This is a genomic window from Mycobacterium sp. IEC1808 (genome assembly GCF_002101935.1).
Classification (GTDB): domain Bacteria; phylum Actinomycetota; class Actinomycetes; order Mycobacteriales; family Mycobacteriaceae; genus Mycobacterium.
In genome coordinates this window covers 163215-180710 of the sequence record NZ_LQPV01000011.1, presented here as the reverse complement: position 1 = coordinate 180710, position 17496 = coordinate 163215, and the positions used below count along the sequence as shown (strand labels likewise).

The window sequence follows — 17496 nt, the reverse complement described above, 5'->3', positions numbered from 1 at the left end:
GCAGCGGTCCACCTTCGGTTACGAGACGAGACGGTCCGTCTTATCTTAGCGGCGGTCCCCAGCCCCGGGTGCTAACCGCCCACCATCATCAGTCCGCCGTCGACGGCCAGCAGTTGCCCGGTGATGAAGCCCGAGCCGGTGCCGGCCAGGAACACGAGCATGGGCCCCACGTCCCGCGCGGGATCACCGAGTTTCCCGCCGATCGGGATCATCAGCTGCATCTGCTGATCGATGAGGGCGCTCGCATCGGGACCGAGGAAATCCCGGAAACGGTCGGAGCCCGGTGTCTCTACCGCCGGAGCCAACGCGTTGACGGTGATGTTGTCGGAGCCCCAGGCTTTCGCGGCCGATCGTGTCCAGGCCTGCACCGCGCCCTTCGTTGCGGCGTAGACCGCCGAGATCGCGCTGCCCTGTACGGCTTCGGACGACCCGAAATTGATGATCCTGCCGCCCTTGGGGTTCTGCTCTTTCATCACCGAGTAGGCGGCCTGATTGGTCAGGATGGTGGCCTTCACGTTGGTGTCCAACAGGAACGAGATGTCGTCGGCGCCGATGTAGCCCGGAATTCCGGCCTGCCACAGCCCCGCGGCGTTCACCAGGACGTCGAGCCCGCCGAGGTGGTCCGCGGCCTGCCGCACCATCGCCGTAACGGCGTCGGCGTCGCGCGCGTCGCATTGCAGCCACGTGTTCGCCAGCCCATCCGGCGGCGGGGTCTTGTGGTAGGTGCCGACCACCTCGGCCCCCGCGTCGGTGAGGACTCCGATGGCGGCCGCGCCGATACCGGTGGCTCCGCCCGTTACCAGGATCCGCCTGCCTTGCAGCACCTTTTGCATGCCGCGAGCGTAGCGCCCGCCAATCGGCCTCCCGAGCTAGGTGCGGACCGCTATCGACGACAGCAGATCGGCGAGCCGCTCCGGCTGGTCGAGCATCGAGAACGTGCGCGCCCCCTCGATGACCTCGAGGCGGGCGTTGGGGATGGTCGCGGCCAGCCGTTCGCCGTCCGCGAGCTCGAAGAACACGTCGTCGGCCGACCAGGCGATGAGCGTGGGCTTGTCGAACTCGTGCAGTCGCGCGGCGACGCCGGTGGTGACCTCCGTGCGCATCGAGAGGCTGAACTGGCGCAGGTCTTCGGCGATCGCCGGGTCGGACAGCCCCGGACGCACCCATGCCTCGGTGAGTTCGTCGATGTTGGTGTATGCGAGGCCGTCGAAGGCGCGCTTGCGCGCGGCCGGCGCGCGCATGGCCTGGGCGACGGTCTTGAACATCATCTTGGACTTGGCCGCCAGGATCACCGGCTTGAGGATCGGCGGTGGAAAGTGTTCGAACGCATCGCAACTGGTGAGCACCAGCGCCCCCAGCCGCTCGGGATGGTGCACCGCGACGAGTTGGGTGACGACCCCGCCGGTGTCATTGCCGACCAACACCACGTCCTCGAGATCGAGGGCGGCAAGCACCTCGGCGACCATGCCGGCGACACCGTAAATGGTCCGGTCGGCGCCCGCCCGCAGGGGCTGCGGATGCGCGCCCAGGGGCCAGGTGGGGGCGATGCAGCGCAGCCCGCGATCGGCGAGGCGCACGCCGACCTGACGCCACAGTTGGCTGCCCATCATGTACCCGTGCACGAAGACGACGGGCCTGCCGTTCTCGGGTCCGGTTGCTTCGTAGTGAATGGTCCCGGCACTAATGTCGATCGTCGACATGGCTGACTCCTACATCGAAAGGTACATTTACAAACAGGCTGTCTGTTCGTAAGTTACCAACAGGCTGTATGGAAATCAAGAGACGGACCCAGGAGGAGCGCTCCGCGGCGACCCGCGACGCGCTGATCTCGGCTGCCCGCCGTCTGTGGGGTCTGCGCGGTTACGCGGAGGTCGGGACGCCGGAGATTGCGACGGCCGCCGGGGTCACCCGCGGCGCGATGTACCACCAATTCGCCGACAAGGCAACGCTTTTCGCCGAGGTGGTCGAGGCCGTCGAGCAGGATGTGATGGCCCGGATGGGCACCATCGTGGCCGAGTCCGGAGCGACGACGCCCGCCAACGCGATTCGAGCCGCCGTCGACGCCTGGCTCGACGTTTCCGGCGATCCCGAGGTACGCCAGCTCATCTTGCTCGACGCGCCCAGCGTGCTCGGGTGGCCGGCGTTCCGGGACGTCGCGCAGCGCTACAGCCTGGGCATGACCGAACAGCTGCTCACCGAGGCCGTCAAGGCCGGACAGTTGGCCGAGCAACCGATGCGGCCGTTGGCCCACATCCTGATCGGCGCGCTCGACGAGGCGGCCATGGTCATCGCCACCGCCGACGACCCAAAGCGCGCCCGCCGGGAGACGGGGGAGGTGCTGCACCGGCTGATCGACGCGATGTTGGACGAATGACGTTCGGCGCGTTGAGGATCAGCGACGGCCGGGGCTGCCGTAGGGTCCGGCGTTTCGGGCGCGGGCCGCGGCTTGCGTGCGGTTGTCAACACCGAGTTTGGTCAGGATAGCGGCGACGTGATGCCCGACGGTCTTGGGGCTGATGGACAGTTTGGTGGCCACCTCGGCGTCGCTGTGCCCGGCGGCGATCAACGCAAGGACCTCGCGTTGCCGTCGGGTCAGCCCGTCCGGGTCGGAAACCGTGCCGGCGCCCTTGCCGCGACGAGCATCACCGCGCAGCGTTGTCAGGCGCTGCTGGGCCCGGCGGGCCGCCGCTCGTGCTCCGAGGCCACGGAAGGTTGCCAGCGCCGATTCCGCCGCGGCGACGTCGCCGCCGAGCCGGGCGATGGCCGCGTCGTAGGGGCAGCCGCGGCGTTCCCAGGCCGCCGCGGCCCCGCGCCAGTCGCCGCCGATCTCCAGCTGGAACGGAGTGACTGGGCCATCGCCGGCGATTGGCTCTGGCGGGCCACCGGGAAGTTGGGCCCACCGGCGCAGCTGCCAGATCAGCCAGGGATTGCGGTCCGCGCCCATCTTGGCCAGTGAACGTTGCGCGACGGTGCGAGCCAGGTCGTCGTCGCCGGCCAGCCAGGCGGCTTCGGCGCGTGCGGCCCACATCGGAAAGAACCGCTGTTGCTCTATCTCGTAGTCGGATTCCAAGTCGTCGAGCAGCGAGGCGACCGGTTGTTCGCCCCGGCGGGCGTTGATCAGCGCCAGGGTGATGCGCGGCGAGATCCAATTCACCAGCGTCAGCCCGGGGCGGGTCAGCAGATCCTCAGCGCGCGCGGTGGTGCGATCCCACTGGCCGCGATGCAGGCCCGCCAACATGTCGGCGCCGTCGGCGATTCCCTCGAAGAGGTAGATGCCGCGGTCGCGGCAATACGCGACGGTGCCGGCGATGTAGCGATCCGCCCGATCGGGGTCGTAGTGCATCGCCGCGATGTAGCCGTTCACCGCCCCGAAGAAGGCGGCGGTCTCGCCGCGGGCGTCGGCGTCCTTTGCTTGGTGCCAGACCGCTTCCAGTTCGTCCCAGCCAGTGTCCGTGCGCACCACATTGGCCAACGCGGTGTAGCCACGCGCCCGGACCACCGCCGCGTCGTCGCCGAGTTGGGTGCCGACGGTGATCGCCCGAGCCGCGTAGTCGGCGCACGCCGGGTCGAAATTCCACAGGCCCTGCTCGGCCATGTTGACCAACGACCAGGCCAGCTGCGGACACGGGTCGGTGTCCTCCAGCAGGCGCAGGGAGGCGCGTGCCGCGTCGGCGGATTCGCTGACCCGACCCAGGCCCCACAATCCGTGCGACAGCCAGCGCAAGTCGTCGCCCTCGCCCAGCCGGTCGCCCATCGCCTGGCGCAGCGCGATCGCCTCGCGCCAGGACGACACGGCGGCCTCGCCGCGCCCGCAGAGGTAGCACGCCACCGCGTGTTGCTCGAGCCACTGGACCCTTTTCTCGGCCGGTTCGGTGTCGGCGCGCCGCAGCGCGAGCGCGAACAGGTCGGCGGCCTGCCGCGGCGCCCCGAGGGCCGCGGCGCGCTCGGCCCCGGCCACGCCGTAGCGGATCACGGCTTCGGCGGCGTCGACCTGATCGGCGTGAAAAGCCAACGCTGCGAACGTGTTCGGGTCGATCGGTGGTTCGGCAAGGGCGTCCAGTGCGCGGGCGTGCAGGGCCTTGCGCTCATGGGCGGGGATTTGGTCAATGGTCGCGCGCCGGGCCAGCTCGTGCCGAAACCCGATCGCGTCCCACTCCGTGTGCAGCACCCCGGCGTCGAGGCATTCGGCCAGCCCCGCGCTGCCGGCCGGGCATGCCTTGTCCAGCACCGCCGGGTGCACCCGTGGGCCGCAGACGGCCACCGCGTGCGCGGTCTCGCGCGCCGCGGGCGACAGCCGCCCCAGGCGGCCCCAGACGGCCTCGGTAACCGTGCGCGGCAACGCATTTCGCTGCAGCGCTTGCGCCCCGGCCGCCAGCACTTCCGTGACATAGAACGGGTTTCCGCCGGTGAGTTCGTACAGTTGGTCCGCGTTGACACCGCTGCCGGCGGAGAGCACCGCGACCGCTTCCCGGCTCAGCGGCTCCAATCCGACGCGGCTGACCCCCGCGCACGTCGCGATATCCCCGAGCGCGACCGAAAGCGGGTGCTGCCGGTCAAGCTGGTCGTCGCGATAGGACACCACCAGCAGCAGCGGTAGCGAGTCGATGCGCCGGGCCAGGAATCGCATGAGATCGAGGGTCGCTCCGTCGGCCCAATGGGCGTCCTCGATCAGCCAGGCCCAGCGGTGTCCGTCGCGCAACACCGTCAGCAGCCGCCGGTACAGCGCGCCGGTGTCACCCGATTCGATCGCGTCATCTAAAGCCCGGGCCGCCGTGGGACCCACACCGCCCAGCGCGTCCAGAAGCGGGCCCAGCGGCCGTGGCGCGGCCAGCGGGTCGCACCAGCCGCGCAGCACCCGCATCTCGTCGAGGCCCGCGGAGAAGCGGATGATCACCGCGGTCTTGCCCACGCCGGCTTCACCGCGCAGCAAGACCGCCTGGCCCTTGCCCTTTCGCACCGCGCGGGCCAGTGCGGCCAGCTTCGCGAGGACGGCCTCACGCTCTAGCAAGCGCTCCATATGACAAGTAAACCGGCGAATGTCGAGTTGTTGCACCGAAAACGCGTCGATCGCCCAAACCCCTCGACGCTGGGCAGATGGTCAGCGGTGGCTCTGGGCGAAGAACTGCCAGATGGTGTCGGTGGCGTTGAGCGCCGTCGACGGTTCGGGGATGCCGGCGAGTTCTGCGAGCGGGCTCGGCTGGCCGCCGGGCCATTGATGGCCGGCGCCGGCCACCGAGATCAACTCGACGGTGCGCCCGTCGGGGCATCCGGCCGTCTGCGTGGTCACGCTGCCGGCGGTGGTCGAGGTCGGGGGTCCGCATCCGTCGATGGACCGCCAGGTGGCGTTGACCGACTCCACCGAGGGGCCGTCGACGCGTGGATTCCCGTTGATGGCGACGGCCTTTCCGGGTCCGCCGTTGTAGGGCACCCGGTCGTCGGCGGTGCCGTGGATCTGCAGCACCGATGTCGGTCGCGCTTGGGAGCAGTCGGTGAGCAACGTGCCGGCGACGGGGGCGATCGCGGCGAAGGTGTCGCTCTGGCAGCCCAGCCGCAGCGCCATCATGGCCCCGTTCGACATGCCGGTGGCGTAGACGCGCGCGCGATCGACGGGGATCTCCTGTTCGATGGCCCCCACCATCGCGGTAAGGAAACCGACGTCGTCCGTATTCGCGCGCTCCGGTTCGCCGCAGCAGGTCCCGGCATTCCAGGCGCGGTTGAGGCCGTCGGGATAGGCGACCAGGAAATGCCCGGTGTCCGCCTCGGCGTCCCAGTTGTAGGACCGCTCGGCCTGCGCGCCGTTGCCGAAGCCGCCGTGCAGCATCACCACCAGGGGCGCCGCGTCGGGCAACCCCTGCGGTCGGTACAGGTGAAAGGTCCTGCTGACGCCGCCGGAATCGATGGATTGCGTGGACTGCCCGACCGGAATCGGTTGGGCGCCGGGCGTTCCCAACGCATGACCGCCGCCGACGCACCCGCCGAGCACCACGACCAAAATCGAAGCGAGACAGACACCGAACCCCCGAGCGCACAGCGATCGCATGAACCCATCGTGGCAGCCGGCCGACATTTTGACAAGTAACTTGTCAAAATACACTCAGGTGGCACACTCTTCCCATGCGACGTGTTGCGGACGGCCACTGGAAGCCCACCGTCCCGGCGCTGGTGAACCTGGTGGCCGCCTCGGGCGCGCCCCGCTTGCGGGCCGCGTTCGCCGCTGCCGGCCTCGACGGCATCCGGCCGGCGCAGGCGGTTGCGCTGGTGCCGCTGGCGGGCGGCGGCCTGCACGCGTCGGATCTGGCCGACCGGCTCAACGTGAGTCGCCAGGCGGTGGCCCAGGGGATCGCCGGCCTGGAGCGGCACGGCTATGTCACCCGAGTGGCCGATCCCGAAGACGCCCGGGCCAGGATCATCGAGCTGACGCCGCGCGGTCGCCAAGCGCTGCGCGTGATGCGTTCCAACGCAGTTGCTTTGGAGAAGCGGTGGGAACAGCTGCTGGGCCCCGAGCGGCTGGGCGAATTGCGCGACACCCTGCAGACGTTGCTCGCCAGCGAGGCCGACGCGGTGCGCGATTGACACGGCGTAAGTTCGACGCAAGACAATGACAGGAGTCCGCCGTGCCCATCTTCATGGTCGAGCGCAACTTTGCCGAGGACATGGAACCGAGCTTGGAGGTCGCCGACGGCATCAACCGGATCAACGACCTCGAAGGCGTTCGCTGGATGTACTCGTTCCTGTCGGCGGACAAGCGCAAGACCTACTGCCTTTACGAGGCGCCCTCACCCGAGGCCATCAGGACGGCGGCCGCGAGGGCTGGCCTGCCCGCCGACGTGATCGTCGAGGTCCGCGATCGCGTCATGCCCGATGGCAAGCTCTCCGATATCTGAGGGTCGTCACCCGAGCAACTCGTGGTCGGCGGCGTACATTGCCGCCTGGGTGCGGTTCGCGGCGCCCGTTTTGATCAGGATGTTGCGCACGTGGTTGGCGGCCGTGTTGGTGCTGATGTAGAGGCGTTCGCCAATCGCCCGATTGCTCAGCCCCTCGGCGAGCAGCCGCAACACCTCGACCTCCCGGTCCGTCAAGCCGTCCGGGCCCGTCACCAGCACCGCGTCCACCAGCTCGACGACGCGGTTCTGACCGATCGGCGTGGCGATCGCGCGTGCCTCGTCGGCAAGGCGCCGGGCTTCCTCCGTGCGCCCGCGTGACGCCGCGAACAACGCGTGCCGGGCCAGCGTCTCGGCGATGTGAACCACCGAGCCCATCCGGCGGTCCATCTCGAGCGCCGCGGCGAAATGCCGCTCGGCCGCCGCGGTGTCGCCGTCGAGTGCCGCGATCCGGGCGAGGTAACGGTCGGCGCTGCCGAACAAGGCGACGAATTGGCCGGCGACCAAATTCTTGCCGGCATAGCGACCCATGTACGGACGCAGCGAATGCAGAGCCTCGCGGTTGCCGAGCTCCAGCGCCGCCTCGACCATGAACGCCAGCTCCATCGGCCACTGCGCCTCGTCGGTGCGATCGCCGAGTTTGCGGTTGAGCAGGTGGTTGAGGGCTCGGGTCATGCCCGCTTCACAGTTGAGCTCGGTGTACAGCGCGAGCAGGCCGGGCACCCAGCGTCCGGCGAATGTCTCGCTGCCGTCGATGAACCCAGCGAATCTCTTCAGGTCCGAAGTCTCCCGGCGGATCATGAACATCTGGACGCCGTTGGAACCCGCGGTATCGTCCGCGTCGAACAAATCGCCTGCGCGCAAAGCGATGTCGGCCCACCGTTCGGCGCCGGTGAAGTCGCCGCGCAGATAGGCCAGCGCCTGCTCGACGCACGCACCGACGAACCCGAAGACCGGTTGCCCGATGGCTTTTCCCGCGCGGCGCATGTCGGCGGTCGACGCGGCCAGGTCGTCGGGCCGGCCGGCCAGGTAACTGACCATGGCGCGAAAGTGCGAGGACGCCCCGAGCACCTCGTAGTCGCGGCGCTCCAGCGCCATGCGGGATACCTCGGCCGATCGCTCCGCTTGGGCTTCGCACAGCTCCGGGGTGAGCCCGTGCCACAGGCTCGTCTTGAGCGTGTGCATCAGCACCGCCTGATCACCGGTGGCCCGCGCGCGGTCGATGGCGTGGTTGCCCACCTCGCGCGCTCGCGCCGCCTCCCCGGCGAAGGCCAGCGCGCGCCCAAAGCTGCCGAGTGCCTGCAGGTAGCGCAGGTCTTCGGTCTCCAGCCCGCAGGATTCCAGCGCCGACGCGAGCAGGTCGGCGGCCGTCGAATCCGACTGTCCGCGACGCCAATTCGCTTCTTCATAGCCGACGGCCGCCCCCAGCCGGATGAGCGGATCGTCCATCGCGCTCAGGCGTTCATAAATCGCTCGCGACCGCGCGAAATCGCCGGCGCGCACGTGGTTGGCGGCCGCATCGAGGTCCAGCCGCGCCCGATCGGTGCGGCTCAGCTCCGGCAGCGACGCCGCCCGCTCGAACCACCTCGCGGCGTCCTCGTAGGCCAGGCTTTGTTCGGCCATCCGGGCCGCCTGGTGGGCGTACCGCAGCGCCTGCTCGTGGTAGCCGAGCACGTGGGCCCGTAGGTAGTGGTTTGCCAACCGGGGAATGAGCGACGGGTCAGCCCGGCCCTCGAGCGCTTCGGCCGCCCGCGCGTGCATGATCCGCAGCCGGGACGCCGCCATTCCGCCGACCACGGCCTCGCGGGTGAGCGCGTGCACGAACGCGAACTCGCCGTCGGAGTCGCGAACCGGCCGGATCAGGCCGACCCCCTCGGCCGAATCGACCGCCGCCAGCGTCGCGGCGAGATCGGTTTCGCTGGCGGCGATCAGCGCGGGCAGGTCGAACGTCTCACCGAGCACCGCCGCCTGTTCGATGACGACCCGGACACCGGCGCCCAATCCGCTGAGCCGGCGGGCAATAGCGTCCCCGATCGACGCCGGCACGGTCTGCTGCACACCGAGCGTCGCCAGCCCACCACGGGCTTCAAGGTCGCCGACCAGCTCGGTCAGGAAGAACGGATTGCCACCGGTCTTGTCGCGCAGCAAGGCGGCGGCCTTGCGCGCTGACGCGGGAGCCAGCTGCTGGGTTCGCCTGACGAACTCGGCGATCGCCTCGGTGTCCAGCCCGGCGAGATCCAGTCGCCGCACCCCGTCAAAGCGGTGCAGCTCGGCCAGCCGGGTGGTGAGCTCGTCGGAACGGTCCGGTTCGGTCGACCGGAAGGTGGCGACCACCAGCATTCGGACGTCGGCGCAGCCGATCACGACGCGCTCGAGCATCACGAGGGTGGGCAGCTGCGCCCAATGCAGGTCATCGAGGATCAACGCGATCGGACGGTCGGCGGCCAGGCGCCGCAAGAAACCCGTCAGGGCGTCGAAAAGTGCCTGCCTGGGCGCCCCGACCTCGTCTGCCGGGCCGATGTCGGGCAAATGCCGATCGACCTGGGTGGACAGCCGGCGCAGTTGCGCTCCGGCGTCGGCCAGGGTGTCGGCCAGCGAACCTGGCGGGGCCGCGAGCAGCAACCGGTCCAGTGCCTCGGCGAACGGCGCGTACGGCACGTCCGCGTCGGCCGTCGAGCTCCCGACGAGCACCGGGACGCCGTGGTCGGCCAGCGTTCCGGCCACCTCGGCCGCCAGGCGGGTCTTGCCCGCCCCGGGTTCACCGCCGATGAATACCGCCTGGCGGGTGCCGCCTTCGACGCGTTCCCACGCCTGCTCGAACGCGGCAAGCTCCGCCGCACGGCCGACGAGCGGGCCGCGCCGACGCGCCAGCAATTCCGCCGGAAGGGGTGGTGGCACCCACTGGGCCATGGAATCAAGGTAACCGCGCCGATTTGGCCGGTCGATAGTCAGATCTGACTATCGTTAAAGGCCTGGCAAATGCTTCGTTGTGGTCATGACGCGGGGCCTCGCCGCCTCGTAGCGTCGCGGCATCAAACCTGCGAGGCAACCAGAGGAGGTGCGGGCGATGAGCGTGACAACCGCAACCGACGAACTACGCGGCCGGTTCGGGGCACAGGTGATCCTGCCCCACGACGCCGGATACGACGAGGCCCGTGCGCTGCACAACGCGATGATCGACAAGCGGCCCGCGGTGATCGTGCGCTGCGGAACCACCGGCGACATCGTCGGCGCCCTCGAGTTCGCCAGGGCGTCGAACCTGGAGGTCGCCGTCCGCGGGGGCGGCCACAACGGACCCGGCTTCGGTTGCGTCGAGGGCGGTCTCGTCATCGACCTGTCGCCGATGAACCGCGTCCACGTGGACCCCGATCGGCGGACCGCCCGCGTCCAGGGCGGGGCGACGTGGGCGCAGGTGGACGCCGCGACTTACGCGCACGGCCTGGCGACGCCGTCGGGCATCATCTCGAGCACCGGCGTCGGTGGGCTGACCCTGGGCGGCGGCCACGGCTACCTGACCCGCAAGTACGGCCTGACCATCGACAACCTGCTGGAGGCCGAGGTCGTGCTGGCCGACGGCCGGGTGGTGACGGCGTCCGAATCCGAGCACCCCGACCTGTTCTGGGCGCTGCGCGGTGGCGGCGGAAACTTCGGCGTCGTCAGCTCGTTCACGTTCCGCCTGCACCGGGAGCACACCGTGCTGTGCGGCCCCACGGCGTGGCCCGCATCGGCCACCGCCGACATCCTCAGCTGGTATCGGGACTTCCTGCCCGCCCAGGACGAGGACCTCTACGGCTTCTTCGCGACCATGACCGTCCCGCCGGCGCCGCCGTTCCCCGAGGCGTTCCACCTGCAGAAGGCGTGCGCGGTGATCTGGTGCTACACCGGCGATCCCGGCGGGGCCGACGAGGCGTTCGCGCCTGTCCGCCAGATGCGGCCGGCCTTCGAGGGCCTCATGGCGGCGCCCTATCCCGCGCTGAACTCCACCTTCGATGCGCTGTATCCCAAAGGGTTGCAATGGTATTGGCGCGGCGACTTCATCCGCACGATCCCTGACGTAGCCGTCACGGCCCATGCCCGCTTCACCGAGGAGCTGCCGACGATGCACTCCACGATGCACCTCTACCCGATCGACGGTGCAGTGCACCGGGTCGGTCAGACCGACACCCCCTGGGCCTACCGCGACGTGAACTTCTCTCAGGTCATTGCGGGCGTCGACCCCGATCCGGCCAACGCCGAGGCGTTGAAGCGCTGGACGAAGGAGTACTGGGAAGCCATCCACCCGTACTCGGCCGGCGGCGCCTACGTCAACTTCATGATGGACGAGGGCCAGGACCGGGTCCGCGCCACCTACGGCCCGAATTACCAGCGGCTCAGCGAGATCAAGGCCGTATACGATCCGGCCAACGTGTTCCACATCAACCAGAACATCCTGCCGGCCGGGTGACACAAGCGGGGGCACCTGGTGATAACTCGTGATGTCGACGTCGACGCCGTCGCCGACTTGGCGCTCTCACCCCCACGGGCGGCGTTGGCCACATTCGGCGACGACGAAATCGCGGTATTGCCAGTGGGCGTGGACCTCGAAGAGCCCGCCAACCCCGTGGCATCGCCGCGCATCGTGCGGGTGCCCGAGGGTGCTCCTGGCCTGGCCGGTCGCAATGTCGTGGTGGTCGCCGACGACGGCCCGCAGTGGTTTCGGCTGCGCTCGTTGACCGTGCGAGGAATCGCCGAGCCCGTCGGCGCGGGCGCTTATCGCGCCGTGCCGACGAAAGTCGTTGCGTGGGACTACGGTTCGCTACGCGACGTACCCACCCCGCCGGCAGGCTCGCCCGTGCGATCGCCATCGTTTTCGGTCGGTGAAGAACCGCGGGCCCAGCCTTTCCGCTCACCGAATCTCCAAGCGGCGCTGAACAGTTCGCGGGTGATGATCCTCGCCAGCCGTTCGGCGAAGGGCACGCCGTTCGCGGTGCCGCTGTGGTTCGTCACCCACGACGGCCGCATCTACGCGACGACGTCGGCGTCGTCCTGGACGGTGCGCAACGTTGCCGCCGCACCGCAGGTGGCCCTGTTGCTCGGGGGCGAGGGCGCCGACGACGGCAATAGGCTTCTGGTACGCGGCCACGCGCGATCGGTCCGCGGCGCGCCGCCGCCGGCGGTGCTGGCCCGGCTCGCCTGGCTGTACTACCTGCAACCCCGATTCGCGGCGGTAGAACTAAGTCACATGCGGCTGTGGCCGTTGCGAATGCGGTATTACCTGCAGTCGCGGGCCGCGTACGTCGTGATCACGCCCGAGGCGGCTGCCGAATGCCGGGTGCCGTAATACGAGGGCGGCGACGAAGATCGGCACGCGCCGGGCCCTGACGAGCTCCCGAGTTGGCCGCGGGTGTGTCGAGTGTCCCTGGGAAACGGGACTAGTGACCCTAGGAGCGGGCCGCCCGTCGAACCGACAATCCCACCATGGCAACAACGATTGGCGCGGACCGAATGCTGATCGAAGCGGCAGTGCCGGCGTTCGACGCCATGATCGCCGAGCACGTGGTGGTAGCGGCTGACCCCGCGGTTACTTTCCGGGCGGCAAGGTCCCTGGACCTGCTCACCGTGCGCACGCCGCTGTTGACCGTGTCGATGTGGATCCGCGCCTTGCCGGAGCGGTTGCTGGGCAAGCCCGTCCCGGCGCCACCGCGGCTGGTAGTGACCGACTTCGCCCTACCGGGCTGGCTATCCCTTGGCGAAGAGCCGGACCGCGAGATCGCTTTCGGCGCGGTGGGAAAGTTCTGGCGGCCGATCATCGAATGGCGCGACGTGACGCCGGCGGATTTCGCCGGCGTCGCCGAACCCGGATGGGGAAAGATCGCCGCGAACTTCTCGATGGCGCCCTACGGCGAGAGCCACACGCTGCTCAGCTACCAATGCCGAACCGTCACAACCGATCCCGATTCCCGTCGGGCTTTCGTGCGCTACTGGTGGCTGATCCGGCCATTCGTCAAACACATCATGCGCGCGACGCTGCGCGCCATTCAAACCGACGCCGAGGCGGCGGCGATAGACAGGAGTCGGTGATGCGAGTTCTGGTGGTTTACGGATCCAAGCGGGGCGGGACCGCGGGACTGGCCGCGATGATCGGCGACGCGCTGACCGAGGCGGGGTTCGAGGCGGTCGTGAGCGCGGCGAAGGACGTCGATGGACCAGGCGGCTTCGATGCGGTGATCGTCGCGGGCGCCCTGTACGCCTACCGGTGGCACCGCGACGCGCGACGATTCGTGCGCAAGAACGCCTCGGCGTTGCGCGAGTTGCCCGTCTGGCTCGTCAGCAGCGGGCCTTTGGACAACTCGGCCGAAGAGCGCGACATCCCACCGACGGCGCAGGTCGCCAAGCTGATGCGCCGCGTGAATGCCCGCGGGCACGTTACCTTCGGGGGCAGGCTAGCACCGGACGCAACGGGTTTTCCGGCCAGCGCGATGGCCAAGAAAAGCGCGGGCGATTGGCGCAGCCCCACGCACGTGCGGCGCTGGGTCAGGACCGTCGTCAAAGAACTCGACCGGCCGACGATCGCCCACCGGGCATAATCATCGGGTGATGGAAGATCCCCATATCTACCGCCGCCTCGCGCTGCTCGAACAGCAGGTGCGCCTGCTGTCGGATCGGCTCGGGGTTCCGTGCCCGACGTTCGGCAGCGACGTTGGCGCCACATCGGGTGTGCTCGAGAACGGTGTGCCCTCAGAAGTCGTCGCGCTGGCCCGCTCCGGCAACGCCATTGCCGCGATCAAGCTGTATCGCGAGCTGACCGGCGCAGGGTTGCGCGAGGCGAAAGACATCGTCGACAACCTGTAGGTCGGCTACTGCCGGCGAAAAGCACCGTCCATCCGCCGCTTGAAGGCGCGATCGAAACGCCGGTAGCCGCGGCGCAAGTCCTGGCCCGGCCAGTCGTCGCCCGCGAGTTCGGCGGGCAGCAGCGGGTCGAGCTGAAGATGGCGCACCACGGCGATCGACAGCGCGAACTCGTAGGTGAAGCTTTCGGTCGAATCGTCACGCGTGTCGGCCTCGAGCGCGGCATCCATGGCCTCGATGAGCGCGCGCGCGTTGCCGGCCCATTCGTCGAGGGAAAACAGCGCTCGCACGTGCGCGGCCGTGATGTCGGTGGTGGCGCCGTGAAAGCGGGTGCACTGCTGGTCGAGGACGGCCGTGAGGGCCGGAAACCGTTGCGGATCAAGGTTGTCCGGGCGGATCCAGACGCCCTCCCGCAGCTCGGCCAGGTGCAGGGCCGTCGCGGCCTTTCTCAGCTCCAGGCGATCGGTCGCCGATCTGCGCTCCAGCGCGACGATCGCGAGTTCCCACGTCCCGTCCCATCGGCGGGCGGCCGTGTCGTCGAGCCGGGCCGCCTCGTCGACGCGCTGGCGGCGATCCGACAGCCGGCCCGCGAGCGCGTAACTACCGTCGTCGGCGGTCAGTTCACCCGCGGACACCATCCGCCACAGGCAGGTGCGGGCCGCGCCGGGGCTAATGCCGAACTGCGAGGCAACCGCCACCAGCTCCGCCACCGTGAGGCGGCCCCGGTCGGACCCCAGCAACGCGGACGCCAGTACCGAGCGCGCGCTCAGCGGCCGGCTATCGACCAGGTCGCTCGCTCGAGATCGGGGCAGGGCGGGCACGGCAGCCAACGGTATCACCAAATCATTGACGCGTGACGACTATGGTGTGATACTGACACGCATGAGCTTGCCGACCAAGTCGGTGCTCGCCGACGATGTGGAGATCGTCCGGCGCGTCCTCGCCCATATTGACGCCGGTACCACCGACGAGGGTGACGCCTGGCGCGAGCCGGTCGAAAACTATTTGAGCCCAAGCCGATTCGCCGAGGAGCTCCGTTTGCTGCGCGCGATGCCGAGCGTCTTCGTTCCGTCGGCGACGATCCCCAATCCAGGCGACCACGTCGAGCGGAACACATTTGGCGTGCCCCTATTCGCGGTGCGCGGGCGCGACCGGCGGGCGCGGGTGTTCCGCAACGCGTGCCGGCACCGCGGTTTCGCCCTCGTCGAGGGGGCCGGCTGCGGGCAAGCGTTCGTGTGCCGGTACCACGGCTGGACATATCGGCTGGATGGCTCGCTCTCGCATGTGCCGCACGCCGAGGCTTTCCCCGGTCTCGACATGGCGACCCGTGGTTTGGTCGAGGTGCCCAGCCACGAGGTGGACGGTCTCATCGTCATCGGCGCGCTCGACTCCTCGGGCGCGGGCCCGGGACACGATGTCGACGATGCGATGGCGTGGCTCACGGACGGGAATCCTTGGCGTGACAAAGTTTTGCCATTTGAACGGCTGGTCTACGTGGAATCGACTCCGCGAGAGATCAACTGGAAGGTGCTTGCCGAGCAGTTTCTGGAGGGTTATCACATCCGATCGACGCACAAGAACACCTTCTATCCTTTGCAATACGATGATCTCAACGTGGTCGAGAAATTCGGCCCAAATAGCCGTATCACGTTCCCGTACCGCAATATTGAGCGACTGCGCGATCGTCCCGAAAGCGCCTGGACGATCGACGCGCGGGTGACGCTTTTGTATCAGCTGTTTCCCAACGTTATGTTGGCGACGTTCCCGGACCTGATATCCGTGGTTGTGCTCGACCCAGTGGACGTCGACCACACCACGGTAACGGTGTATTCGATGGTGAGGCCCGAGTTCGCCGAGCGGGAGTCGCTCGACCGACCGAGCACTCTCGTCGGCGCGGGAAGCCTCATTGGAACCGGTCTCATCGAGGACAACGAGATGTCCGAGGGCGTCCAGCGCGGGCTGCGTTCGGGCGCTAACGAATTCGTGGAGTTCGGCCGGCACGAGAGCGCGATCGGGCACTTTCACGTCACGCTTGATGAGCGCCTTGCCGCGCTGGCCCGCTAGGAGTCGAACGGCGCCATCCGCACGGCCAACGGCAGCCCACACCGAACCAGGAGACCGAAGCGTCCCCTCGGCACCGCGGCCGCCTCCGCTCGCGCCATGCCGATCAGCTCGGTCTTGAAATCGCCTCGCGGATAACGCCGCAACACCGCCTCGACGTTACGGGGCGCGACGTCCCACATCCGCAGTCCGGCGCCGTCGACCATCGCGCCCCATTGCAGATAACAGCCGATCAGGCCGTCCGTGTCGACCTTGACGCCCGGCGTCGTGTGCACGCAGATGCCATCGGCGAGCAGTTGCGCCCGTTCGTCGTTCAGCCCGGCGGCGGTGGCGCACGAGAGCAGCCGCTCGACGCTGCCGAGCGTGAAATCGCGGTCGGGCGTTGGGTTCACGATGCCGTAGTCGTGCAGGAGCGCGCCGCAATAGAAGAGCTCGTCGTCCAATTCGCGGCCGTCGACGCTGGCGAGCGCATGCCCGAACAACCAGGTTCGGTAGGAGTGCCCCTGAAGGCCCGTCGGTAATTCCGCGCACGCCTGCTCGGCCTCGCGCGCGAACCGGGAGTCGGGGATCGAAAAGGCGGTTACATCCACGCGCTCGGCGGCGGCCGGAAGCCGGCCCAGCGCGAGCTTGGCCCGGCCCACGGCGTTCTGCCACTGACCCACCGCGATCGCCACGAAAAGCCGGCGCCGCTCGGCGGCCGACAGCCGACCCCCGGTGCGACGGACCCAGGCAAGGCCGCCAAGCCGCTGCGGATCCGGCGCCTGCACTTACGGCGTCTTGAGGAAGATGTCGTTGAGGGTGACCGTGCGCAGGTCTCGGTCACGGATGATGTCGACGAGTTGCGGATAGACGTGCGTGACCGGCGGGTGGTTGAGGTGGCCGATCACGATGGACTGCGGGGTGAAGTACTGATCGGCCATCTTCACGATGTAGTCCTCGTGGATCAGCGTGGAATCCGACAGCGACCCCGACCACAAAGTCGGCACGGTGTAGCCGAGGTCGGCGGCCACCGCGTCAACGGCGGCGTTGCGCTTCGCATACGGCGGCCGCCAGTACGGTTTCGCGCCGATGCCGTAGGTCTTCTTCAAGAATTGGTCGTTGCGGGTGAGCTGCTGGGCGATCTGGTCCTTGGGCAGGGTGGTCAGGTCCGGGTGCGACCAGGTGTGGTTGCCCAGTTGGATCTGGCCGGAGTCGACCAGCGGCCGCAGTAGGTCCAGGTTCTCGGTCCAGGAGTCGTAGACTCCGTTGACGAAGAACGTCAGCCGGATCCCGGTGTCCTTGGCGAACTGCGTGTAGGCGCGGACCACCTCGCTGTTGACGCCGTCATCGACGGTCAGCGCGAGCAGGTCGCCCTCTCCGGGGATCTTGGTCAGCGCGCCGCCGCCCGGCAGCGCGATGCGCGCGCTCGGCGGTGGGGGCGGCAACAGGGCCGACGGGGCCGTCGGGCCGGAGGTCGCGACGTTCGCTGGCGGCGCCTGGGCGAACGTCCGGGGTTGCGGGTCGACCACCAGGCGAGCGGCGCCCACGCCGGCCACGGTCGCCGCGGCCAGCGCCCCCAGGAAGCGGCGCCGGCTCAGCTCCGGCGCGGTGCCGCCGCCGAAACTCGGGACGGCGAACGTCACGCGCCTCTCGGGTCTTTTGCGGTGGGATGTCGGCACACGCGACCCGGTACCCCGGATTCCTGTGTTGCCAAACTCCGCCGCCACAGCAGCGAACGGTACCAGTG

The 17496-nt window shown here is 68.9% G+C and carries 17 protein-coding genes; 9 read left to right on the top strand and 8 right to left on the bottom strand.

Annotated elements, in window-relative coordinates:
- Nucleotides 1–71: 71 nt before the first annotated feature.
- Both AWB92_RS07515 and AWB92_RS07510 read right to left on the bottom strand, forming a co-directional pair.
- On the bottom strand, nucleotides 72–833 hold the full coding sequence (locus AWB92_RS07515; RefSeq protein WP_085184742.1) for an SDR family oxidoreductase: 762 nt from the start codon (nucleotides 831–833) through the stop codon (nucleotides 72–74).
- Between the two features lie 36 nt (nucleotides 834–869).
- On the bottom strand, nucleotides 870–1700 hold the full coding sequence (locus tag AWB92_RS07510; RefSeq protein ID WP_085184741.1) for an alpha/beta hydrolase: 831 nt from the start codon (nucleotides 1698–1700) through the stop codon (nucleotides 870–872).
- Nucleotides 1701–1768: 68 nt separating this feature from the next.
- Here AWB92_RS07510 and AWB92_RS07505 point away from each other — a divergent pair, with 68 nt between their 5' ends.
- Entirely contained in the window at nucleotides 1769–2374 is a 606-nt protein-coding gene (locus AWB92_RS07505; RefSeq protein WP_085184740.1) for a TetR/AcrR family transcriptional regulator, read from the top strand.
- An 18-nt stretch (nucleotides 2375–2392) separates the two neighbouring features.
- Here the strand turns inward: AWB92_RS07505 and AWB92_RS07500 are convergent, their stop codons facing one another.
- Together AWB92_RS07500 and AWB92_RS07495 are read right to left on the bottom strand one after the other, a co-directional pair.
- The gene (locus AWB92_RS07500; RefSeq protein ID WP_085184739.1) at nucleotides 2393–5017 is read right to left on the bottom strand and encodes a LuxR family transcriptional regulator; all 2625 of its coding nucleotides are present in this window, start codon (nucleotides 5015–5017) and stop codon (nucleotides 2393–2395) included.
- An 81-nt stretch (nucleotides 5018–5098) separates the two neighbouring features.
- Nucleotides 5099–6040 carry a PHB depolymerase family esterase gene (locus tag AWB92_RS07495; protein ID WP_085184839.1) on the bottom strand — a complete coding sequence of 314 codons (942 nt, stop codon included), beginning with the start codon at nucleotides 6038–6040 and terminating at the stop codon, nucleotides 5099–5101.
- A gap of 74 nt (nucleotides 6041–6114) precedes the next feature.
- Between AWB92_RS07495 and AWB92_RS07490 the strand changes: the two genes are divergently transcribed.
- Nucleotides 6115–6573, top strand: a complete 459-nt coding sequence (locus AWB92_RS07490; protein ID WP_068111661.1) for a MarR family winged helix-turn-helix transcriptional regulator — start codon at nucleotides 6115–6117, stop codon at nucleotides 6571–6573.
- Nucleotides 6574–6614: 41 nt separating this feature from the next.
- A complete protein-coding gene (locus tag AWB92_RS07485) occupies nucleotides 6615–6884 on the top strand; it encodes a DUF4242 domain-containing protein (protein ID WP_068180997.1) in 270 nt (89 codons plus the stop codon).
- Nucleotides 6885–6890: 6 nt separating this feature from the next.
- Here AWB92_RS07485 and AWB92_RS31025 read toward each other — a convergent pair whose 3' ends face one another.
- Entirely contained in the window at nucleotides 6891–9791 is a 2901-nt protein-coding gene (locus AWB92_RS31025; protein ID WP_085184738.1) for a helix-turn-helix transcriptional regulator, read from the bottom strand.
- Between the two features lie 157 nt (nucleotides 9792–9948).
- On the opposite strand from AWB92_RS31025, the gene AWB92_RS07475 reads away from it, so the two are divergent.
- The 5 genes from AWB92_RS07475 to AWB92_RS07455 all read left to right on the top strand — a co-directional run bounded on the left by AWB92_RS07475 (nucleotide 9949) and on the right by AWB92_RS07455 (nucleotide 13712).
- Entirely contained in the window at nucleotides 9949–11325 is a 1377-nt protein-coding gene (locus AWB92_RS07475; protein WP_085184737.1) for an FAD-binding oxidoreductase, read from the top strand.
- A gap of 18 nt (nucleotides 11326–11343) precedes the next feature.
- A complete protein-coding gene (locus AWB92_RS07470; protein WP_142281981.1) occupies nucleotides 11344–12201 on the top strand; it encodes a pyridoxamine 5'-phosphate oxidase family protein in 858 nt (285 codons plus the stop codon).
- Between the two features lie 137 nt (nucleotides 12202–12338).
- Nucleotides 12339–12941, top strand: coding sequence for a hypothetical protein (locus AWB92_RS07465; RefSeq protein ID WP_142281980.1), 603 nt, complete (start codon nucleotides 12339–12341; stop codon nucleotides 12939–12941).
- On the top strand, nucleotides 12941–13447 hold the full coding sequence (locus tag AWB92_RS07460; RefSeq protein WP_085184734.1) for a flavodoxin domain-containing protein: 507 nt from the start codon (nucleotides 12941–12943) through the stop codon (nucleotides 13445–13447). The genes AWB92_RS07465 and AWB92_RS07460 overlap by 1 nt, the downstream gene beginning before the upstream one ends.
- A 10-nt stretch (nucleotides 13448–13457) precedes the next feature.
- The gene (locus tag AWB92_RS07455) at nucleotides 13458–13712 is read left to right on the top strand and encodes a ribosomal protein L7/L12 (protein ID WP_068111648.1); all 255 of its coding nucleotides are present in this window, start codon (nucleotides 13458–13460) and stop codon (nucleotides 13710–13712) included.
- 5 nt (nucleotides 13713–13717) lie between these two features.
- Here AWB92_RS07455 and AWB92_RS07450 read toward each other — a convergent pair whose 3' ends face one another.
- Nucleotides 13718–14530 carry a PaaX family transcriptional regulator C-terminal domain-containing protein gene (locus tag AWB92_RS07450; protein ID WP_085184733.1) on the bottom strand — a complete coding sequence of 271 codons (813 nt, stop codon included), beginning with the start codon at nucleotides 14528–14530 and terminating at the stop codon, nucleotides 13718–13720.
- Nucleotides 14531–14591: 61 nt separating this feature from the next.
- Between AWB92_RS07450 and AWB92_RS07445 the strand changes: the two genes are divergently transcribed.
- A complete protein-coding gene (locus AWB92_RS07445) occupies nucleotides 14592–15773 on the top strand; it encodes an SRPBCC family protein (RefSeq protein ID WP_173817372.1) in 1182 nt (393 codons plus the stop codon).
- Here AWB92_RS07445 and AWB92_RS07440 read toward each other — a convergent pair.
- Together AWB92_RS07440 and AWB92_RS07435 are read right to left on the bottom strand one after the other, a co-directional pair.
- On the bottom strand, nucleotides 15770–16537 hold the full coding sequence (locus AWB92_RS07440; RefSeq protein ID WP_085184731.1) for a hypothetical protein: 768 nt from the start codon (nucleotides 16535–16537) through the stop codon (nucleotides 15770–15772). The genes AWB92_RS07445 and AWB92_RS07440 overlap by 4 nt on opposite strands.
- Entirely contained in the window at nucleotides 16538–17347 is an 810-nt protein-coding gene (locus AWB92_RS07435; protein WP_085184838.1) for a polysaccharide deacetylase family protein, read from the bottom strand.
- Nucleotides 17348–17496: the final 149 nt, after the last annotated feature.

Excerpts from the sequence above, each read along its gene's own strand:
- AWB92_RS07515 (WP_085184742.1), bottom strand. The coding sequence starts at position 833 with ATGCAAAAGGTGCTGCAAGGCAGGCGGATCCTGGTAACGGGCGGAGCC.
- AWB92_RS07510 (WP_085184741.1), bottom strand. The coding sequence starts at position 1,700 with ATGTCGACGATCGACATTAGTGCCGGGACCATTCACTACGAAGCAACC.
- AWB92_RS07505 (WP_085184740.1), top strand. The coding sequence starts at position 1,769 with ATGGAAATCAAGAGACGGACCCAGGAGGAGCGCTCCGCGGCGACCCGC.
- AWB92_RS07500 (WP_085184739.1), bottom strand. The coding sequence starts at position 5,017 with ATGGAGCGCTTGCTAGAGCGTGAGGCCGTCCTCGCGAAGCTGGCCGCA.
- AWB92_RS07495 (WP_085184839.1), bottom strand. The coding sequence starts at position 6,040 with ATGCGATCGCTGTGCGCTCGGGGGTTCGGTGTCTGTCTCGCTTCGATT.
- AWB92_RS07490 (WP_068111661.1), top strand. The coding sequence starts at position 6,115 with ATGCGACGTGTTGCGGACGGCCACTGGAAGCCCACCGTCCCGGCGCTG.
- AWB92_RS31025 (WP_085184738.1), bottom strand. The coding sequence starts at position 9,791 with ATGGCCCAGTGGGTGCCACCACCCCTTCCGGCGGAATTGCTGGCGCGT.
- AWB92_RS07475 (WP_085184737.1), top strand. The coding sequence starts at position 9,949 with ATGAGCGTGACAACCGCAACCGACGAACTACGCGGCCGGTTCGGGGCA.
- AWB92_RS07465 (WP_142281980.1), top strand. The coding sequence starts at position 12,339 with ATGGCAACAACGATTGGCGCGGACCGAATGCTGATCGAAGCGGCAGTG.
- AWB92_RS07460 (WP_085184734.1), top strand. The coding sequence starts at position 12,941 with ATGCGAGTTCTGGTGGTTTACGGATCCAAGCGGGGCGGGACCGCGGGA.
- AWB92_RS07455 (WP_068111648.1), top strand. The coding sequence starts at position 13,458 with ATGGAAGATCCCCATATCTACCGCCGCCTCGCGCTGCTCGAACAGCAG.
- AWB92_RS07445 (WP_173817372.1), top strand. The coding sequence starts at position 14,592 with ATGAGCTTGCCGACCAAGTCGGTGCTCGCCGACGATGTGGAGATCGTC.